The sequence below is a fragment of the Streptomyces sp. NPDC033966 genome (assembly GCF_055575955.1).
Map to the genome: position 1 here is coordinate 191,824 of NZ_JBVIRQ010000005.1, position 16,939 is coordinate 208,762.

18 protein-coding genes are annotated in these 16,939 nt (G+C 73.1%); 7 read left to right on the forward strand and 11 right to left on the reverse strand.

Features of this window, described 5'->3' with window-relative positions:
* Positions 1 to 41: 41 nt before the first annotated feature.
* Complete coding sequence (locus ACZ518_RS16020) at positions 42 to 209, reverse strand: hypothetical protein (RefSeq protein ID WP_164720908.1); 168 nt, start codon at positions 207 to 209, stop codon at positions 42 to 44.
* A 109-nt stretch (positions 210 to 318) separates the two neighbouring features.
* Here ACZ518_RS16020 and ACZ518_RS16025 point away from each other — a divergent pair, with 109 nt between their 5' ends.
* Complete coding sequence (locus ACZ518_RS16025; protein WP_469113647.1) at positions 319 to 2,154, forward strand: S9 family peptidase; 1,836 nt, start codon at positions 319 to 321, stop codon at positions 2,152 to 2,154.
* Positions 2,155 to 2,197: 43 nt separating this feature from the next.
* Complete coding sequence (locus tag ACZ518_RS16030) at positions 2,198 to 3,052, forward strand: SURF1 family protein (protein ID WP_469113648.1); 855 nt, start codon at positions 2,198 to 2,200, stop codon at positions 3,050 to 3,052.
* Here ACZ518_RS16030 and ACZ518_RS16035 read toward each other — a convergent pair.
* The 7 genes from ACZ518_RS16035 to ACZ518_RS16065 all read right to left on the reverse strand — a co-directional run bounded on the left by ACZ518_RS16035 (position 3,030) and on the right by ACZ518_RS16065 (position 9,397).
* A complete protein-coding gene (locus tag ACZ518_RS16035) occupies positions 3,030 to 4,190 on the reverse strand; it encodes a hypothetical protein (protein WP_469113649.1) in 1,161 nt (386 codons plus the stop codon). The genes ACZ518_RS16030 and ACZ518_RS16035 overlap by 23 nt on opposite strands.
* On the reverse strand, positions 4,187 to 4,744 hold the full coding sequence (locus ACZ518_RS16040; protein WP_469114003.1) for a SigE family RNA polymerase sigma factor: 558 nt from the start codon (positions 4,742 to 4,744) through the stop codon (positions 4,187 to 4,189). The genes ACZ518_RS16035 and ACZ518_RS16040 overlap by 4 nt, the downstream gene beginning before the upstream one ends.
* A gap of 484 nt (positions 4,745 to 5,228) precedes the next feature.
* Positions 5,229 to 6,305, reverse strand: coding sequence for an aspartate-semialdehyde dehydrogenase (locus ACZ518_RS16045; RefSeq protein WP_469113650.1), 1,077 nt, complete (start codon positions 6,303 to 6,305; stop codon positions 5,229 to 5,231).
* Positions 6,302 to 7,582: an aspartate kinase gene (locus ACZ518_RS16050; RefSeq protein ID WP_007264986.1), complete on the reverse strand. Its 1,281-nt coding sequence runs from the start codon at positions 7,580 to 7,582 to the stop codon at positions 6,302 to 6,304. The genes ACZ518_RS16045 and ACZ518_RS16050 overlap by 4 nt, the downstream gene beginning before the upstream one ends.
* 175 nt (positions 7,583 to 7,757) lie before the next feature.
* Complete coding sequence (locus tag ACZ518_RS16055) at positions 7,758 to 8,405, reverse strand: DUF5063 domain-containing protein (protein WP_469113651.1); 648 nt, start codon at positions 8,403 to 8,405, stop codon at positions 7,758 to 7,760.
* On the reverse strand, positions 8,398 to 8,997 hold the full coding sequence (gene recR, locus ACZ518_RS16060) for a recombination mediator RecR (protein ID WP_469113652.1): 600 nt from the start codon (positions 8,995 to 8,997) through the stop codon (positions 8,398 to 8,400). Before recR ends, ACZ518_RS16055 begins: the two co-directional genes overlap by 8 nt.
* A gap of 55 nt (positions 8,998 to 9,052) precedes the next feature.
* Positions 9,053 to 9,397 carry a YbaB/EbfC family nucleoid-associated protein gene (locus ACZ518_RS16065; RefSeq protein WP_469113653.1) on the reverse strand — a complete coding sequence of 115 codons (345 nt, stop codon included), beginning with the start codon at positions 9,395 to 9,397 and terminating at the stop codon, positions 9,053 to 9,055.
* 274 nt (positions 9,398 to 9,671) lie between these two features.
* Here ACZ518_RS16065 and ACZ518_RS16070 point away from each other — a divergent pair, with 274 nt between their 5' ends.
* Positions 9,672 to 10,397: an SLATT domain-containing protein gene (locus tag ACZ518_RS16070; protein ID WP_469113654.1), complete on the forward strand. Its 726-nt coding sequence runs from the start codon at positions 9,672 to 9,674 to the stop codon at positions 10,395 to 10,397.
* A 129-nt stretch (positions 10,398 to 10,526) separates the two neighbouring features.
* Here the strand turns inward: ACZ518_RS16070 and ACZ518_RS16075 are convergent, their stop codons facing one another.
* The 3 genes from ACZ518_RS16075 to ACZ518_RS16085 all read right to left on the reverse strand — a co-directional run bounded on the left by ACZ518_RS16075 (position 10,527) and on the right by ACZ518_RS16085 (position 13,410).
* Positions 10,527 to 11,177, reverse strand: coding sequence for a hypothetical protein (locus ACZ518_RS16075; RefSeq protein WP_469113655.1), 651 nt, complete (start codon positions 11,175 to 11,177; stop codon positions 10,527 to 10,529).
* 100 nt (positions 11,178 to 11,277) lie between these two features.
* Positions 11,278 to 11,949, reverse strand: coding sequence for a GntR family transcriptional regulator (locus tag ACZ518_RS16080; protein WP_469113656.1), 672 nt, complete (start codon positions 11,947 to 11,949; stop codon positions 11,278 to 11,280).
* A gap of 108 nt (positions 11,950 to 12,057) precedes the next feature.
* Positions 12,058 to 13,410, reverse strand: a complete 1,353-nt coding sequence (locus ACZ518_RS16085) for an aminotransferase class III-fold pyridoxal phosphate-dependent enzyme (protein WP_469113657.1) — start codon at positions 13,408 to 13,410, stop codon at positions 12,058 to 12,060.
* 169 nt (positions 13,411 to 13,579) lie between these two features.
* On the opposite strand from ACZ518_RS16085, the gene ACZ518_RS16090 reads away from it, so the two are divergent.
* The 4 genes from ACZ518_RS16090 (at position 13,580) to ACZ518_RS16105 (ending at position 16,938) form a co-directional block, all read left to right on the forward strand.
* A complete protein-coding gene (locus tag ACZ518_RS16090) occupies positions 13,580 to 14,209 on the forward strand; it encodes a DJ-1/PfpI family protein (RefSeq protein WP_469113658.1) in 630 nt (209 codons plus the stop codon).
* The gene (locus tag ACZ518_RS16095) at positions 14,202 to 14,669 is read left to right on the forward strand and encodes a MarR family winged helix-turn-helix transcriptional regulator (RefSeq protein WP_469113659.1); all 468 of its coding nucleotides are present in this window, start codon (positions 14,202 to 14,204) and stop codon (positions 14,667 to 14,669) included. Before ACZ518_RS16090 ends, ACZ518_RS16095 begins: the two co-directional genes overlap by 8 nt.
* A gap of 145 nt (positions 14,670 to 14,814) precedes the next feature.
* On the forward strand, positions 14,815 to 16,428 hold the full coding sequence (locus ACZ518_RS16100) for a serine/threonine-protein kinase (RefSeq protein ID WP_469113660.1): 1,614 nt from the start codon (positions 14,815 to 14,817) through the stop codon (positions 16,426 to 16,428).
* A 90-nt stretch (positions 16,429 to 16,518) separates the two neighbouring features.
* Positions 16,519 to 16,938, forward strand: a complete 420-nt coding sequence (locus ACZ518_RS16105; protein ID WP_469113661.1) for a nuclear transport factor 2 family protein — start codon at positions 16,519 to 16,521, stop codon at positions 16,936 to 16,938.
* Position 16,939: the final 1 nt, after the last annotated feature.

The window sequence follows — 16,939 nt, forward strand, 5'->3', positions numbered from 1 at the left end:
CGCTCCCGCTGGAACGCCGGGCCGGTGACCGGTGCCGAGGCTCAGCCGCGCTTGGCCTGTGCCTTCTGCTGCATGCCTCGCGTCTTCGCGGAGAGCGACTGGGCCTCTCTGCCCGCGGCCTTGGCACGTGCCTCGGCCGCCGTGTTCTTCGCCATCGCGCGTTCGGAATCCTGGTGGCTGTGGTGGCCGGTACGAGCCTTCTTGGCCATGATCAACACCCTCTCGCAAGCGTTCGGCGTACGCACACCACCATGCGCCCATTCGGCGCAGTCGGCATCCCGGCCGCCCACCGCGGCCGGACCCGTAAGAATGGAGCGCATGACCAGCAGCGACAGCGACCTGACCCCCGGCACAGCACCCGATTCCGAGATGCCCGACTGGGAGAAGCGCTTCCGGGCACCGCGCGTGGGCCTGCCCGACTGGGCCGAGGACGCCCCGGACCGCTCGCTCTTCGTCTCGAACGCCACCGGGACCTACGAGCTCTACGCCTGGGACCGGGCCACCGGCACGCAGCGGCAGGCCACCGACCGCCCCAACGGCACCACCGACGGCGCCCTCTCCCCCGACGGGGAGTGGATCTGGTGGTTCTCCGACACCGACGGCGACGAGTTCGGCACCTGGGTCCGCCAGCCCTTCGCGGGCGGCCCCGACGAGCCCGCCACGCCCGGGCTGGAGCCCTCCTACCCCGCCGGGCTCGCCATCGGCCGCGACGGCACGGCCGTCGTGGGCCGGTCCACCGACGAGGACGGCTCCACGATCCACGTCGTACGCCCCGGCGCCGCCCCGGAGGTCGTCTACCGGCACCGCGAGTCGGCCGGCGTCGGCGACCTGTCGTACGACGGGACCCTCCTCGCGATCGAGCACACCGAGCACGGCGACGCCATGCACTCGGCGCTGCGCGTGGTCACCCTCGACGGCGCCACCGTCGCCGAGCTGGACGACTCCCGGGGCGGCACCGAGGAACTGGGCCTGGAGGTGCTCGGCTTCGCACCCGTCGCCGGGGACACCCGGCTGCTCGTCGGGCACCAGCGGCGCGGCCGCTGGGAGCCGATGGTGTGGGACGTGGCCACGGGCTCCGAGGAGGACCTGGCCGTCGACCTGCCCGGTGACGTGAGCGCCGAGTGGTACCCGGACGGGAGCGCGCTGCTCATCGCGCACAGCTTCGAGGCGCGCAGCGAGCTGTGGCGCTACGACCTGGCCGCGCGGGAACTCGTACGGGTGGACACTCCGGCGGGGACGGTGTCGGGTGCGACGGCCCGCCCGGACGGGACGGTGGAGTACCAGTGGTCCTCGGCCGCCGAGCCGGCCTCCGTACGGTCCACCGCGGGCGGGATCGTCCTGGACCCGCCGGGCATGCGGCCTCCGGGCTCGGTACCGGTGGAGGACGTCTGGGTGGAGGGGCCCGGCGGGCGGATCCACGCGCTCGCGCAGCGGCCCGTGGGCCACGGTGACGGCCCCTTCCCGACGGTCTTCGAGATCCACGGCGGGCCCACCTGGCACGACTCCGACGCCTTCGCGGCGACCCCGGCGGCCTGGCTGGACCACGGTTTCGCGGTGGTCCGCGTCAACTACCGGGGCTCGACGGGCTACGGCCGCGAGTGGACCGACGCCCTCAAGCACCGGGTCGGCCTGATCGAGCTGGAGGACATCACGGCGGTCCGGGAGTGGGCCGTGGCCTCCGGCCTCGCGGACCCGGCGCGGCTGGTGCTGTCGGGCGGTTCCTGGGGCGGCTACCTGACGCTCCTCGGCATCGGCATGCGGCCCGACGACTGGGCGGTCGGACTGGCCGCCGTACCGGTGGCGGACTACGTGACGGCGTACCACGACGAGATGGAGGCGCTGAAGTCCCTGGACCGCACCCTCTTCGGCGGCACCCCGGAGGAGGTCCCGGAGCGCTTCGAGGCGTCCTCGCCGCTGACGTACGTGGACGCGGTGAAGGCGCCCGTGCACATCGCGGCGGGCGTGAACGACCCGCGCTGCCCGATCCGGCAGATCGACAACTACGTCGACCGGCTCGCGGCACGCGGCGCCGTCCACGAGGTGTACCGCTACGACGCGGGGCACGGTTCGCTGGTCGTGGAGGAGCGCATCAAGCAGGTCCGGATGGACCTCGAATTCGCGCTGAAGCACCTGCCGCAGGGCCTGCCGCGCTGACCCGGCACCGGGCTTCCGGTGCACCCCCCGTACCGTTGGTGGGGTGCACCGGTTTCTCCTGACCCCGCGCTGGTGGGGGATCAACGTCTTCGTCGCGCTCGCCATCCCCTTCTGCCTGTTCATGGGGAGCTGGCAGCTCGGCCGGTTCGAGGACCGCGTCGGCAGCCACAAGGAGGCTCGGGCCGAGCGTCCCGCCGACCAGGCGGCCGAGCCGCTGGACACGCTGCTCCCGGTGGACACGAAGACCTCCGGACGGCTGGCTTCCACGGCCGGCGAGTACGGGCAGCAGCTGCTCGTGCCCGAACGGGACCTCGGCGGGAAGCCCGGCTTCTACGTCCTGACCCTGCTGCGGACCGACTCCGGGAAGACGGTCCCGGTGGTCCGGGGCTGGCTGCCGGGGCCGGCCGACCCGGCGAAGGCACCGGCCCCGCCGGCCGGGCGCATCGAGGTGACGGGGGCCCTGCAGTCCTCGGAGAACTCGGGCACCAAGGGCGTGCACGCGCAGGGCGGGCTGCCGCCGGGCCAGCTCGGGGTGATCGGGGCGGCCACGCTGGTGAACCTGGTGCACGAGCCGCTGTACGACGCCTGGCTGACGGTGCAGACGCCGGAGGACGGGATGACCCCGGTGCCGGCGCAGGCTCCGAACAACACCGGGCTGGACCTGAAGGCCTTCCAGAACCTCGGCTACACGGGCGAGTGGTTCGTCTTCGTCGCCTTCGTGCTCTTCATGTGGTTCCGGCTCTACCGGCGCGAGGTGGAGACCCTGCGCGACGCCGAGGCGGGACTGCTGCCCGCCGAGGCCGCCCCGGCGGCTGCCCCGACCCCCGCCGCGCCCGCGGCCGCCGCCGGGGAAGCGGACCCGGAACCGGCTACGGCTACGGCGCGCCCTGCGGAATGAGACCCGTGCGGTAGACCGTGCCGCCGCAGGCCGTCGGGATGGTGGTCTGGGTGACGGGGGCCCCCGGGCCCGGGGCGTGGGAGACCTCCACCCCGGCCGCCTCCGGGCTCTTGGTGCCGGTCTGCGCGTCCTTGGCCGGGGCCGCGTCGGCGCCCGCCGGCTCCGTACCGCCGGCCGTATCCGCCGCGCCGCCCTGTTGGCCGGCCGGGGGCTGGGCCGCACCGCCCTCCGGCTGGGGCGCCCGCGACGGCGACAGCGTCGCCGCCGGGCAGGACCGGTCGGAGGGCACCCAGGCGAACCGCACCTCATAGGCGGTGTTGGGCTGGAGCAGCACGACGGGCGCCTCGGCGGACGGGTCGGGCAGCAGCGCGCTCGCCGGGTCCCCCGCCGTGTGGCTCGTCACCGTCACTGGCGGCGCGGCCGCCTGGACGGGCGGCGGTCCGAGGGGTGCCACCGAGGCGGCGGTCACGGTGTCCGGACCGGAGACCGTGCACCCCCGGGCCGAGACGTTGGTGACCTTGAAGCTGCCGTAGACCTTGCCGTCGTTCTCGGGGGCGCGGGCACTGCCCGACACGCCCAGCTGGTCGGCCGTGCACCCCGGCGCTCCGGGTGCCGCGCCCATCGGGGGCAGCGGCCCGTGGCCGGCACCGGCCGTGGGGGCGTCCGCCCCGGCGCTGGAGGGGCCCACGAACGTGCCGCCCGACGGGGAGCCGCTCGGCTGCGGGGACGGCTGCGTGCCGCCGCCCGGCTCCTGGCCCTTGCCCGGTGACCCCACCGGCCTGGGCCCGGCCACGGCGCCGGATCCGTTCTGGCGCGGCTCGGAGCTGTCGGCCGCCTTGGCGCCCCGCGACTCCCCGTGTCCGGCCATCGCCGAGTGCCCGGCCACCGCCCCCTCGTCGGAGCTCAGGTGCAGCGCGGCCGGGATCGCGGTGCCGGCCAGCAGCGCCACCGCGGCCGTCGCCAGGAGCGCCTGCCGCTTGCGGGCCCGGCGCGCGGGCACCGCGTGCCGCAGCCGCTCCAGGGCCCCCTCGGAGGGTTCCAGCTCCCGCACGGCTCCGGCCAGCAGGCCGCGCAGCAGCTGCTCGTCGGCCGCGGCCGCCCCGGCGGGGCCGGGCAGGTTCTCGTGGTCGTCCCTCATGACTGCGCAGCCTCCATCGCCACCCTCAGCGCGGCAATGCCCCGCGATCCGTACGCCTTGACCGAGCCGAGCGATATCCCGAGCGTCTCGGCGACCTGGACCTCCGTCATGTCCGCGAAGTAGCGCAGTACGAGCACCTCGCGCTGACGGCGCTGGAGCCCGCGCATCGCCCTGATCAGGTCGTCGCGCTCCAGCTGGTCGTAAGCCCCCTCCTCCGCGCTGGCCATGTCCGGCATCGGCTTCGACAGCAGCTTCAGGCCGAGGATGCGGCGGCGCAGCGCGGAACGCGAGAGGTTCACGACGGTCTGGCGGAGATAGGCCAGGGTCTTGTCCCGGTCCCGCACCCGGTTGCGGGCCGAGTGGACGCGGATGAAGGCCTCCTGGACCACGTCCTCGCAGGAGGCGGTGTCGTCGAGGAGGAGCGCGGCCAGGCCCAGCAGCGAACGGTAGTGGGCCTGGTAGGTCTCGGTGAGGTAGTCGACGGTGGTACCGGCCACGACCGGCCGCTCGGCGTCGGCGGCGTCTGCCCCGGCCGGCGTCGGGTCCCCGGGCACCACGGCCCCGGGTATCAGGGCCCCGGGCGCCGGAAGGGCATGGGGCGAGAGGGCCTCGGACGACAGGGCCTCGGGCGACAGGGCCTCGGGCGGAAGGGTCGCCGGCTGCGGGCTCGTGGCGGTGTCCGTGTCCGCGCTGTCGCGGGGCGAGGGCACGCGGCCGCCCCGGGTCGGCGGTGCGATGTGCGGCACGCTGGCCGGCGGGACGGGCACGATCACAGGGAAGCCGCCGCCGGGCGTGCCTGGACGCCGGCGCGAGGGAACGATCCCGCTGCGCGCCGGTAGGACGGCCGCGTCCAACAGTGCCTCTGCCACGCCCGTTGGACACGCGTCCCCCCGTCAGGGTTGTACGCGCGAGGCAGAGTATTCAGCAATTTCCCCATTGCCTTCATGCGTACCCGCTCTTCCCGATTGCCCCATTCATCCAGGCGGCAGTCGGGCCATCACCTTGATCAAGGGATCGATGCCGATCCTACAAAGCGGATTACGCGAATTCACCCGCGATCAGTTCCGAGATCTGGGCCGCATTCAGTGCGGCACCTTTGCGCAGATTGTCCGCACATACGAAGAATTCCAGGGCCCTCGGATCGTCGAGCGAGCCCCTCAGCCGTCCCACCCAGGCGGGATCGGTACCGGCCGCGTCCGCCGGAGTCGGGAACTCCCCGGCCGCCGGATCGTCGACGAGGACCACCCCGGGCGCCGCCTCCAGGATCTCCCGGGCGTGCGCCGCGGCCACCTCCCGCTCGAAGCGGGCCCGCACCGTCAGGGAATGCCCGGTCACCACCGGAACCTGGACGCAGGTCACGGCGACCGGCAGCGATTCCAGGCCCAGGATCCGCCGGGTCTCCGCCCGTACGGCCAGCTCGTGCGAGGACCAGCCGTCCGCGCGCAGCTCCCCGGACCAGGGCACCACGTTCAGCGCGAGCGGCGCCGCGAAGGGCCCGGTGTCCTCGCCCACGGCACGGCGCACGTCCCCGGGCAGCTCCCCGAGGGGACTCCCGGCGACCTGGGTCAGCTGCCTGCGCAGCGCCTCCGCGCCCGCCCGGCCCGAGCGGCTCGCGGCCTGGTACGAGGAGACGGCCAGCTCCGCCAGCCCGTACTCGGCGTGCAGCGCGCCCACGGCGGCGATCATCGCGGCGGTCACGCAGTCCGGGCCCGCGACGATCCCGCGCGGGCGGCTGCGTACGGCGTGGCCGTTCACCTCGGGCACCACCAGGGGCACCTCGGGGTCTTCCCGGAAGGCGGCGGACTGGTCCACCACGACGGCACCGCGCGCGGTGGCCACGGGGGCCCAGCGCGCCGACACCTCGGCCGGGGTCAGGAAAAGCACGACGTCGCCCGCGCCGAGGCCTTCGAAGGCGTCCTCGGTGAGGGCGAGCACCTCGGTCTCCTCGCCGCGGACGGCCAGCACGCGGCCGGCCGAGCGCGGGGAGGCGATCAGGCGGATGTCGCCCCAGACGTCCGCCCGCTGGGACAGGATCTGGAGCAGGATCGATCCGACCGCTCCGGTCGCCCCGACCACGGCGAGCGCCGGGGCCGGGGCCGACCGGTGCGGGCTCATCGTCCGGTGCCTCCGTAGACGACGGCCTCGTCGCTGTCGGAGTCGAGGCCGAACGCCGTGTGGACGGCGATGACGGCCGCGTTGACGTCGTCCTGGCGGGTCACGACCGAGATGCGGATCTCGGAGGTGGAGATCAGCTCGATGTTGACGCCCGCGTCGGACAGCGCCTGGAAGAAGGAGGCGGTGACGCCCGGATTGGTCTTCATGCCCGCGCCGACCAGGGAGATCTTGCCGATCTGGTCGTCGTAGCGCAGGGAGTCGAAGCCGATCTGCGCCTTCGCCTTCTCCAGGGCGTCGATGGCCTTGTGGCCCTCGGTCTTGGGGAGGGTGAAGGAGATGTCCGTCAGGCCCGTGGAGGCCGCCGACACGTTCTGGACGATCATGTCGATGTTGATCTCGGCGTCCGCGATGGCGCGGAAGATCGCCGCGGCCTCGCCCGGCTTGTCCGGAACGCCGACGACGGTGATCTTGGCTTCGGAGACGTCGTGGGCGACTCCGGAGATGATGGCGTGCTCCACCTGCTCGTCCCCTTGCGACTCGGGCTTCTCGTTGCTGACCCAAGTACCCGGCAGTCCTGAGAAGGACGAACGGACGTGGATCGGAATGTTGTAGCGGCGCGCGTACTCGACGCAGCGGTGCAGCAGCACCTTGGAGCCGGAGGCCGCGAGCTCCAGCATGTCCTCGGAGGAGATCCAGTCGATCTTACGGGCCTTCTTCACGACGCGGGGGTCCGCGGTGAAGACGCCGTCGACATCGGTGTAGATCTCGCAGACCTCGGCGTCCAGCGCCGCGGCCAGCGCGACGGCGGTGGTGTCCGAGCCGCCCCGGCCGAGGGTGGTGATGTCCTTGGAATCCGCGGACACGCCCTGGAAGCCGGCGACGATGGCGATGTTGCCCTCGTCCAGCGCGGTACGGATACGGCCCGGCGTCACATCGATGATGCGCGCTTTGTTGTGGACCGAGTCGGTGATCACGCCTGCCTGGCTGCCGGTGAACGACTGGGCCTCGTGGCCCAGGTTTTTGATCGCCATGGCCAGCAGGGCCATGGAGATCCGCTCTCCGGCGGTCAGCAGCATGTCGAACTCACGCCCGGCAGGCATCGGGGATACCTGCTCGGCGAGATCGATCAGCTCGTCCGTCGTGTCGCCCATCGCGGAAACCACGACGACCACCTGGTGGCCGTTCTTCTTGGCATCCACGATCCGCTTGGCGACGCGCTTGATGCCCTCGGCATCGGCTACGGAGGAGCCTCCGTACTTCTGCACGACAAGGCCCACGTGCGCTCCTCGCTCGGTCCGTCTCATTGCGGGTGCAGTCTAACGAGCGGTCGGGATCCGACCGCCTCGTACCACATCATGAGATGAAAAGTTCAGAGGAACGGTTGCCCCCCGGACACCGCGAACCGGCCGGAACCATCAGGAACCGGCCGGAACCGCCACACCTCCGGGCCGGCTACTGGTGGCCCAGCCGGCCGAGTTCCTCGGCCATGACCACGCCCGCCTGCTCCGCGAGGTCGTCCTCCGCCAGGTCCTCGTCCGTGTCCAGGCCGTCCAGGGCCGCGAGCGGCTGGTTGAGGCGGACGTGGGCGATCAGCGACTGGAGGGCGCGCAGCATGGCCGAGGCCGTCGGACCCCAGTTGGTGAAGTACGAGAACTGCCACCACCACAGGGCCTCGGTGACCCGGCCCGACTGGAGGTGGATGAGCCCGTGCCGCAGGTCGGCGACCACGTCGGCCAGGTCGTCGGAGATCCGGTGCGCGACGGGGACCTTGCGCGGCTCGTAGGGGTCGAAGACCTCGGAGTAGACGTCGACCGGCTCCAGCATCAGGGCGAACCGCTCGCGCAGGTCGTCCACGTCCGGCTCCGGGCCCAGGTCGGGCTCGTAGCGCTCCTCGGGCAGGACGTCCTGGTACGCGCCCAGCCGGCCGCCCGCCAGCAGCAGCTGGGACACCTCCAGGAGGAGGAAGGGGACGGCGCTGTCCGGGTCCTCGCCCTTGGCCACCTCGGTGACCGCGACGATGAAGGACTCGATCTGGTCCGCGATCGAGGCGGCGAAGTCGTCCGGATCCTGTCCCAGGGCGTGCAGCGTTGCGTCAGACATCAAGAAGTCGCCTTCCTTCAAAGGCCCGCCCGAGCGTGACCTCGTCCGCGTACTCCAGGTCTCCCCCGACGGGGAGCCCGCTGGCCAGGCGGGTGACCCTAAGGCCCATGGGCTTGATCATGCGGGCGAGGTAGGTGGCGGTGGCCTCGCCCTCCAGGTTCGGGTCGGTCGCGAGGATCAGCTCGGTGACCGCCCCGTCCGCCAGTCGCGCCAGCAGCTCGCGGATGCGCAGGTCGTCGGGGCCGACGCCCTCGATCGGGCTGATCGCCCCGCCGAGGACGTGGTACTTGCCCCGGAACTCGCGGGTCCGCTCGATCGCGACGACGTCCTTCGGCTCCTCGACCACGCAGATGACCGCGGTGTCGCGGCGCGGGTCACGGCAGATCCCGCACAGCTCCTCCTGCGCCACGTTGCCGCACACCGCGCAGAAGCGGACCTTCTCCTTGACCTCCAGCAACGCGTGCGCGAGGCGCCGGACGTCGGTGGGCTCGGCCTGCAGGATGTGGAAGGCGATCCGCTGCGCGCTCTTGGGCCCGACGCCGGGCAGCCTGCCCAGTTCGTCGATCAGGTCCTGGACCACGCCTTCGTACAACGGACTGCCTTCTTTCGTTTCTGCTCGGGTGGGTGGGTGCGGGAGGGAACGGGGACTAGAACGGAAGGCCGGGGATGCCGCTGCCGCCGCCCAGGGCCTGGGTCAGCGGTCCCAGCTTCTGCTGCTGGAGCGCCTGCGCGTTCTCGTTGGCCGCCTGGACCGCCGCGACCACCAGGTCGGCGAGGGTCTCGGTGTCCTCCGGGTCCACGGCCTTCGGGTCGATGACGAGGGCGCGCAGTTCACCGGAACCGGTGACGGTCGCCTTCACGAGGCCGCCGCCCGACTGGCCCTCGACCTCGGCCACGGCCAGCTCCTCCTGGGCCGCCGCGAGGTCCTGCTGCATCTTCTGGGCCTGCTGGAGCAGCTGCTGCATGTTGGGCTGGCCACCACCGGGAATCACAGGTACTCACTCCGTACGTCGAAACGGCTTCGGATCGCCTTCGGGGAAGGCTCGGTCAATCCGAGCCTACGTGCTCCCCGGGCGCCGCGCCCTACGCCGGGAGGACCAACTCTTTCGGGTGAGAGACGGGGCGTGCGCGTACCTGATGGAACCCTCCTTGCGGGCGGAAAACCCGGGAATCGTTGCCCATCGCGCGTCATTCGAAGGTAGGAAGAGCATGCGCACCATTGCGCACACGCGCACCACACGTCAGCGCAGGCAGAGGGAGTGCCGGGTGAGTCAGCCGGAGATGCAGCCCGAGGGGCCACCCCGGGATCCCGCAGAGGACGGCGACCTTACCGGCCGGCCGTTCCCTCTCGGGGACTGGGGAGAGCCCGCCGAGCGGCTCGACGAGCTCTACCGGCGGGTGGAGGCCGATGCGCTGCGCACGGCCGAGTGGTACCTGTCCGACCGGGCGTGGAAGCGGCGGGGCGCGCGGGCGCTGCGGGCGGGCGCGGCCGTGGGCGCCGTCACGGGCGCGGCGATGCCGCTGCTGGAGCTGACGGGCTCGGCGCCCGGGGCGGCCTCGTACGGCTACCTGTCGCTGCTGCTGGCCGCCGCCTGCATGGCCTGCGACCGGTTCTTCGGGCTGACGTCGGGGTGGATGCGGGACGTGGCGACGGCGCAGGCGGTGCAGCGGCGGCTGCAGACGCTCCAGTTCGACTGGGCCTCGGAGAACGTGCGCGAGGTGCTGGGCCCCACGGAGGGGACCGCCAGCGAGGCCGCCGAGCGGTGCCTGACGGTGCTGCGCCGCTTCTCGGAGGACGTCACGGAACTCGTGCGCTCGGAGACGGCCGACTGGATGGTGGAGTTCCGGGCCGGTCCGGCGCCGCTGCTGATGCAGTCGATGGCCGGGGGGCCCGCCCGCCCGGACCCGGGGATCCCCCCGGCCCGTTTCCCGCTACCGCCGGGCACCCGCCCGAACATGCCGCGCCAGCGGCCGCCGGAGCAGCCGCGCTGAGCCCCCGGGGACGCGCCGCTCACGGGGGCGGCGCGCCACCGGGGTCCCGGCCGGGGGGTACGGTCCGGGCGGGTAGGCCGGGCGGGTACGGTCCGGCCGGGTAGGCCGGGCGGTACGGAGCCGTGCCGGTCAGCTGAAGATGATCATCGAGCCCTGGCCGAGGCTGCGGGTCGCCGCCGCGTGCAGGCCCAGCCACACGTGGCGCTCCCGGGCGAAGGGGCTCTCGTCGTACGGAATGGGCCCCGCGGGCTCCTCCAGCGCCGTCGGCCCCCCGGGCGGCGCGGGCGCGGCGGGCGGGTTCGCCGGGTCTATCCCGATCGTGGGGGCCACGAAGGCGAGCTCCCGCAGCAGCCCCTGCGCCGACCCCAGCGGGCCGCCGCCGGCCAGCAGCTCCTCGTTCGCCAGCGGAGCCGCGAAGTCCACCGGGACGTAGGCCCCCGCGTGGTCGTAGTGCCACACGAGGTGCGACTGCTGCGCCGTGGCCTCGAACATCTCCAGCAGCTGCTCGTAGTCCCCGCCCAGCTCGTCGACCGGCGTCACCGGCAGCCCGCAGATCTGCAGCAGGTACGCCCGCCGCAGGAAGTGCAGGGCGTCGTAGTCGAAGCCGGCCACCGGGGCCACGTCCCCGCTCAGGCCGGGCATGTACGCGAACACGGGCACCGACGGCAGGCCCGCCTCGCCCAGCGCCTTGTCGTACGAGGCGATCTCTTCCGCGAAGGGGTTGTCGGGGCTGTGGCACAGCACGTCGACAAGGGGGACCAGCCACAGGTCACAGGCCACGCGGGCTCCGATCAGTCGTTGCCGCCGATCGGGCCAGAGTAATGCTCCGGACACGCTCCGCGAAGGGGTGCGCAGAACCGGGGCGGGCGGACCGGCGGCGTCAGAGGCCCGCGGCCCAGTCCAGCCCGTGCTGGTTGTACGCGCGCACGAGGCGGCGTACCTCGTCGGCGTCGGCCAGCGTCACCGCGTCCACCAGCTCGTTGTGCCCGTCCCACAGCGCGGCCCGCAGCTCCGGGGCCTCCTGGAGGTGCGGCACCGAGAAGACCCAGCACTGCACGCGGATGCGGTGCAGGAAGTCCGAGATGTAGGTGTTGCCGACCAGCTCGCTGAGCTCCCGCCAGAAACGCAGGTCGTAGCCGATCAGCACTTCGAGCGAACCGCTGTGCGCGGCCCGCCGCGCCTCCTCCGCGCGGCGGCGCACGGACACCAGCAGTTCGGCCGTACCGGGCGGGGTGCCGCGTTCGGCGAGGCGCCGGAAGATGCCGTCGAGTATCAGCGTCCGGGCCTCGATCATTCCCCGGAAGTCGTCGACGGTGAAGATCCGCACCCGGAAGCCCCGGTGCTGCACCGACTCCAGCAGCCCCTGCGCCGAGAGGTCGACCAGCGCCTCGCGCACCGGGGTCGCGGAGACCTCGTACTGCTCGGCGATCTGTTTGACCGTGAACTCGGTCCCGGGCGGGAGACGCCCCGCGAGCACCTCGTCACGCAGCGCGTCCGCGATCTGCTGCCGAAGGGTGTTGCGGGTGACACCTCCGCTCCGGCTGCCTGGCATAGGGGTCCGTCTCCTCCATAGATCTGCGGACACCTTAGGCCAGGCAGCGCGGCTGAAACCGAGCGGTCTACGGCCGGAATGCGGATATAACGCCCGCTATCCGGACCGTCAGGCGCCGGCCGTGTGCCGGTCGGCCACCGTCAGCGCCCCGTCGAGCAGGGCCAGACCCTCCTTGGCCTCGGCCTCCGTGACCGTGCACGGGGGGACGACGTGCGTCCGGTTCATGTTGACGAACGGCCACAGTCCGGACGCCTTGCAGGCCGCCGCGAATTCGGCCATGGGAGCGTTGTCGGCACCCGCGGCGTTGTACGGGACGAGCGGCTCGCGCGTCTCCTTGTCGCGTACGAGCTCCAGCGCCCAGAAGACACCGAGACCGCGGACCTCCCCGACGGAGGGGTGCCGCTCGGCGAGGTCGGCCAGACCGGGGGCGATGACCTCGGCCCCGATGCGGGCGGCGTTCTCGACGATGCCCTCCTCCTCCATCGTGTTGATCGTCGCGACGGCGGCGGCGCAGGCCAGGGGGTGGCCGGAGTACGTCAGTCCGCCCGGGTAGGGCCGGCGGGCGAAGGTCTCGGCGATCGCGGCTGAGATGGCGACGCCGCCGAGCGGCACGTAACCGCTGTTGACGCCCTTGGCAAAGGTGATCAGGTCGGGGGTGACGTCCCAGTGCTCGGCGGCGAACCACTTGCCGGTGCGCCCGAAGCCCGACATGACCTCGTCGAGGATGAAGACGATGCCGTGGCGGTCGCACAGCTCGCGCACGCCGGCCAGGTAGCCGGGCGGCGGGGTCATGATCCCGGCGGTGCCGGGCACCGACTCCAGGATGATCGCGGCGATGGACTGCGGGCCCTCGAAGGCGATCGTGTCGGCGAGGTGGGCGAGGGCGCGTTCGCACTCCTCGGCCTCGGTGGCCGCGTGGAAGGGCGAGCGGTAGAGGAACGGGCCCCAGAAGTGGACCACGCCGGCGGAGGCGGTGTCCGAGGGCCAGCGGCGCGGGTCGCCGGTCAGGTTGATCGCGGCGGCGGTGGCCCCGTGGTACGAGCGGTAGGCGGAGAGCACCTTCTGGCGGCCGGTGTGCAGCCGGGCCATGCGTACGGCGTTCTCCACGGCCTCGGCGCCGCCGTTGGTGAAGAAGATCTTGTCGAGGTCGCCGGGGGTGCGCTCGGCGATGAGGCGTGCGGCCTCGGAGCGGACGTCGACGGCGAATCCGGGCGCGAGGGTGCAGAGCTTCGCGGCCTGCTCCTGCACGGCAGCGACCACCTTGGGGTGCTGGTGGCCGATGTTCGTGTTGACCAGCTGGGAGGAGAAGTCCAGGAAGCGGTTCCCGTCGTAGTCCCAGAAGTACGAGCCCTCGGCGCCGGCGACGGCCAGCGGGTCGATCAGGGCCTGGGCGGACCACGAGTGGAAGACGTGAGCGCGGTCGGCGGCCTTGACGGCCGCGCCGGTGACATGAGGGGTCATGCGGTCACGCTAGAAGTGCGCAGGTGGGAAGGGATATCGGCGGACTGTATGGGGGTGGGGGGCCGCTCTCGGCAGTCTGTCTGCCGACACCATCATTGACAGCACACTCCCAAGATGACAGCCTTCTGTCATAGCTTTCGTCCTGTCCTGCCGACTGGAGGCCAGCACCATGACCGAGACCCCCGCCAAGCCCGTCCACCTCGCGGTCTACGACACCTGGGCGGACTGGGAGACCGGACACACCACCGCGCACCTCAGCCAGCGCGGACACGAGATCCGTACGGTCGGCTTCGCCGCCGGCACCCCGGTGACCACGATGGGCGGGGTCCGGATCCTGCCCGACCTGTCCCTCGCCGACCTGCGCCCCGAGGACTCCTCGCTGCTGATCCTGACCGGCGCCGAGCTCTGGGACTCCGGCGACGAGCTCGCCCCGTTCGCGGCCAAGGCCCGCGAGTTCCTGGCGGCCGGGGTGCCGGTCGCGGCGATCTGCGGAGCCACGGCGGGCCTGGCGCGGGAGGGCCTGCTGGACGACCGCCCGCACACCAGCGCGGTCTCGTTCTACCTCGCGGAGCAGCCGGGGTACGCGGGCGCCGGGCAGTACGTGGAGGCCGAAGCCGTGACGGCGGGCGACCTGATCACGGCGGGCCCGACCGAACCGGTGGCCTTCGCCCGGGAGGTCTTCGCCCGGCTCGGCGTCTACGAGCCGGACGTCCTCGACGCGTGGTACCGCCTCTTCCACGACTCCGACGCGAGCGCGTTCCCGGTCCTGATGGCGGCGGAGGCGGCGGGCGATGTCTGAACCGCTGTCCGAACGGCAGCGCCAGGACCTGCTCAGCCGTACCGCGCTGGGCGTCTTCCACCTCAACGGCCAGTTCCTCTCCGTCTCCGAGGAACTGGCCCGCCCGGCCGGTCTGACGGCCGCGTGGTGGCAGGTCCTGGGCGCGGTGCTGACGGAGCCGCTGCCCGTGGCGGGCATCGCCAGGACCATGGGAATCACCCGCCAGAGCGTGCAACGGGTGGCGGACCTGCTGGCCGCCCGAGGACTCGCCGAGTACACGGCGAACCCCGCGCACCGGCGCGCGAAGCTGCTCCGCCCGACGGAGGCGGGCCGCGCCGCGATCGCCCGCATCGACCCGGGCCACGCGGAACTCGCCACCCGCCTGGCGGAGGCCCTGGGCGAAGCGGGCTTCGCGGAGACGGTCGCGGTCCTGGACCGCCTCTCGGCGGCCTTGGAGGCGATCACGGGCGGGGAGGCCTGAGACGGAGTGGACGGGGGCGGGGCGGCCGGGGGCGGGGCGGCCCGGGGCGGGGCGGCCGGGGCAACCCCCTCCCCCTCCCCCCGCGGAGCGCACCGCACTACGCTCGCCCCGTCCGGCCAGCCCAGGGGGAAGGGACCACCCGGCGATGGAGCAGCTCCACCCCACCGACCCGCACCACATCGGCCCGTACCGCCTCCTGTCACGCCTCGGGGCCGGCGGCATGGGCCAGGTCTACCTCGCCCGCTCCGACCGCGGCCGCGCCGTCGCCGTCAAGCTCGTCCACCCCGGCCTGGCCCTCCGCGAGGAGTTCCGCTCCAGGTTCCGCCAGGAGGTCTCCGCCGCCCGGCGCGTCGGCGGCGCCTGGACCGCGCCCGTCCTCGACGCCGACACCGAGGCGGCGACCCCGTGGTTCGCCACCGGCTACATCGCCGGGCCGAGCCTGCGCCAGGTCGTGGCCCGCGACTTCGGCCCGCTGCCCGCCCGCACGGTGCGGATCCTCGCGGCCGGACTCGCGTACGCCCTCCAGGACGTCCACCGCGCCGGCCTGATCCACCGCGACCTGAAGCCCTCCAACGTACTGCTCACCATCGACGGCCCCCGCGTCATCGACTTCGGCATCGCCCGCCCCCTGGACGAACCCGACGCCGGCCTGACCCGGACCGGGCAACTGGTCGGCTCCCCCGGCTTCATGGCGCCCGAACAGGTCCGCGGCGGACCGGTCACCCCGGCCTGCGACGTCTTCTGCCTCGGCGCCGTCCTGGCCTACGCGGCCACTGGGCGGCTGCCGTTCGGCGACGCGGAACACCCCGGCGGGACCGCCGCCCTGCTGCTGCGCATCGTCGAAGCCGAACCGGACCTGGGCGGCGTACCGGAAGGGCTGCGCGAGCTCGTCGCGGACTGCCTGAGCAAGGATCCCGCCGCCCGGCCGGACCCGGGGGCGGTCCTGGCCCGGGTGGGGGCGGGCGACACGGTGGCCGACGGCCGGGCGCTGGAACCCTGGCTCCCGGCACCGCTCGTGGCCCAGCTGGGCCGGCAGGCCGCGCAGCTCCTCGACCGCGAGGACGCCGGCCCGGCGAGCACCCCCCGGCCGTCGTCCCCGCCCTCCCCGGTGCCGCCCGTACCGCCCGTACCGCGCGCCGCGCCCGCCACCCTCGCGGCGCCCGTCACCGCCGGCCCCCCGGTGCCCGTGTACCCGTACGAGCCGCCGCCCGCGGTACCTCCGGCCCGCCCGGCCACCGTGTCGACGGCGTTGCTCGTCGCGGTGGCGGTCGTCGTCGCGGCAGCGGCGGGCGGCACGGTGTACGCGGTGATGAGCGGGGACTCCGAGCCCCGGCCCCCGGTCACGGCTCCCGGCACCGCCACCGGCCCCACACCCGGCTCCGGATCCGGATCCGCTTCGGCCCCCGCCGCCGGGAGCCCGGGAAGCGGAACCCGGGCGGGCCGGCTCCCCCAGTCCTACGCCGGCACCTGGCGGGCCTCCTCCGGCTCCGCCGACTGGCGCCTGACCCTCACCCCCGGAGCCGTCGGCGACTCCGTCATGACCCTGCGCGTCGAGCACCCGGGCTACTCCTGCTCCTGGCGGGCCTCCCTGCGCAGCGCCCCCGACCCGGTGGAACTCGACGCCTCCACCGTCGCCTCCGGAACCCCTCCCACCTGCACGCCCGGCGGCTGGAGCCGGCTGCGGCTGCTGCCCGACGGGAGCCTGCTCCGCGAGCTGAGCGGGGGAGCCAGTCCCCCTCTCACGTATTACAGGGAGTAGTCACCGGTCGTTTGTGGCGTTTGTGTCGAAGTCAATAAGCCTGCAAGCAGAGCTTGTTGCGTACGACGGGCCCATCGCACACTGCGGCCCATGGAGCCCTTGAAGGTAGTGGCACGACTGTGGGAGCGGATCGAGGCACGCGACTGGGACGGCGTGGCCGGGCTCGTCGCCGAGGACGCCGTCATCGAATGGCCGGTCAGCGGCGAGCGGATCGTCGGCAGAGCCAACTTCATCGCCGTGCTCCGTGACGAGGAGGACTACACCGGCGACGCGGACGGAACCGGCGAGCGGTCCGTCGGCTCCGTCGAGGTCCTGCGCATCCTCGCGGACGGGGACCTCGTCGTCACCGAGGTGGAGATACCCGAGGACCACGTCCTCTACCGGGCCGTATCACTGTGGACGGTGCGCGACGGACGGGTCGTCGGCGCCCGGGAGTACTGGACCAGCCCTGGACAGGACCCTGCGCCCCGCTGGAGAGCCGTTTACGTCGAACCGCTGGTGGCAGACTGAG

Bases quoted from the DNA above. Each gene is read 5' to 3' on its own strand.
- ACZ518_RS16020 (WP_164720908.1), bottom strand. From the start codon at position 209: ATGGCCAAGAAGGCTCGTACCGGCCACCACAGCCACCAGGATTCCGAA.
- ACZ518_RS16025 (WP_469113647.1), top strand. From the start codon at position 319: ATGACCAGCAGCGACAGCGACCTGACCCCCGGCACAGCACCCGATTCC.
- ACZ518_RS16035 (WP_469113649.1), bottom strand. From the start codon at position 4,190: ATGAGGGACGACCACGAGAACCTGCCCGGCCCCGCCGGGGCGGCCGCG.
- ACZ518_RS16045 (WP_469113650.1), bottom strand. From the start codon at position 6,305: ATGAGCCCGCACCGGTCGGCCCCGGCCCCGGCGCTCGCCGTGGTCGGG.
- ACZ518_RS16055 (WP_469113651.1), bottom strand. From the start codon at position 8,405: ATGTCTGACGCAACGCTGCACGCCCTGGGACAGGATCCGGACGACTTC.
- ACZ518_RS16080 (WP_469113656.1), bottom strand. From the start codon at position 11,949: ATGCCAGGCAGCCGGAGCGGAGGTGTCACCCGCAACACCCTTCGGCAG.
- ACZ518_RS16085 (WP_469113657.1), bottom strand. From the start codon at position 13,410: ATGACCCCTCATGTCACCGGCGCGGCCGTCAAGGCCGCCGACCGCGCT.
- ACZ518_RS16090 (WP_469113658.1), top strand. From the start codon at position 13,580: ATGACCGAGACCCCCGCCAAGCCCGTCCACCTCGCGGTCTACGACACC.
- ACZ518_RS16095 (WP_469113659.1), top strand. From the start codon at position 14,202: ATGTCTGAACCGCTGTCCGAACGGCAGCGCCAGGACCTGCTCAGCCGT.
- ACZ518_RS16100 (WP_469113660.1), top strand. From the start codon at position 14,815: ATGGAGCAGCTCCACCCCACCGACCCGCACCACATCGGCCCGTACCGC.
- ACZ518_RS16105 (WP_469113661.1), top strand. From the start codon at position 16,519: ATGGAGCCCTTGAAGGTAGTGGCACGACTGTGGGAGCGGATCGAGGCA.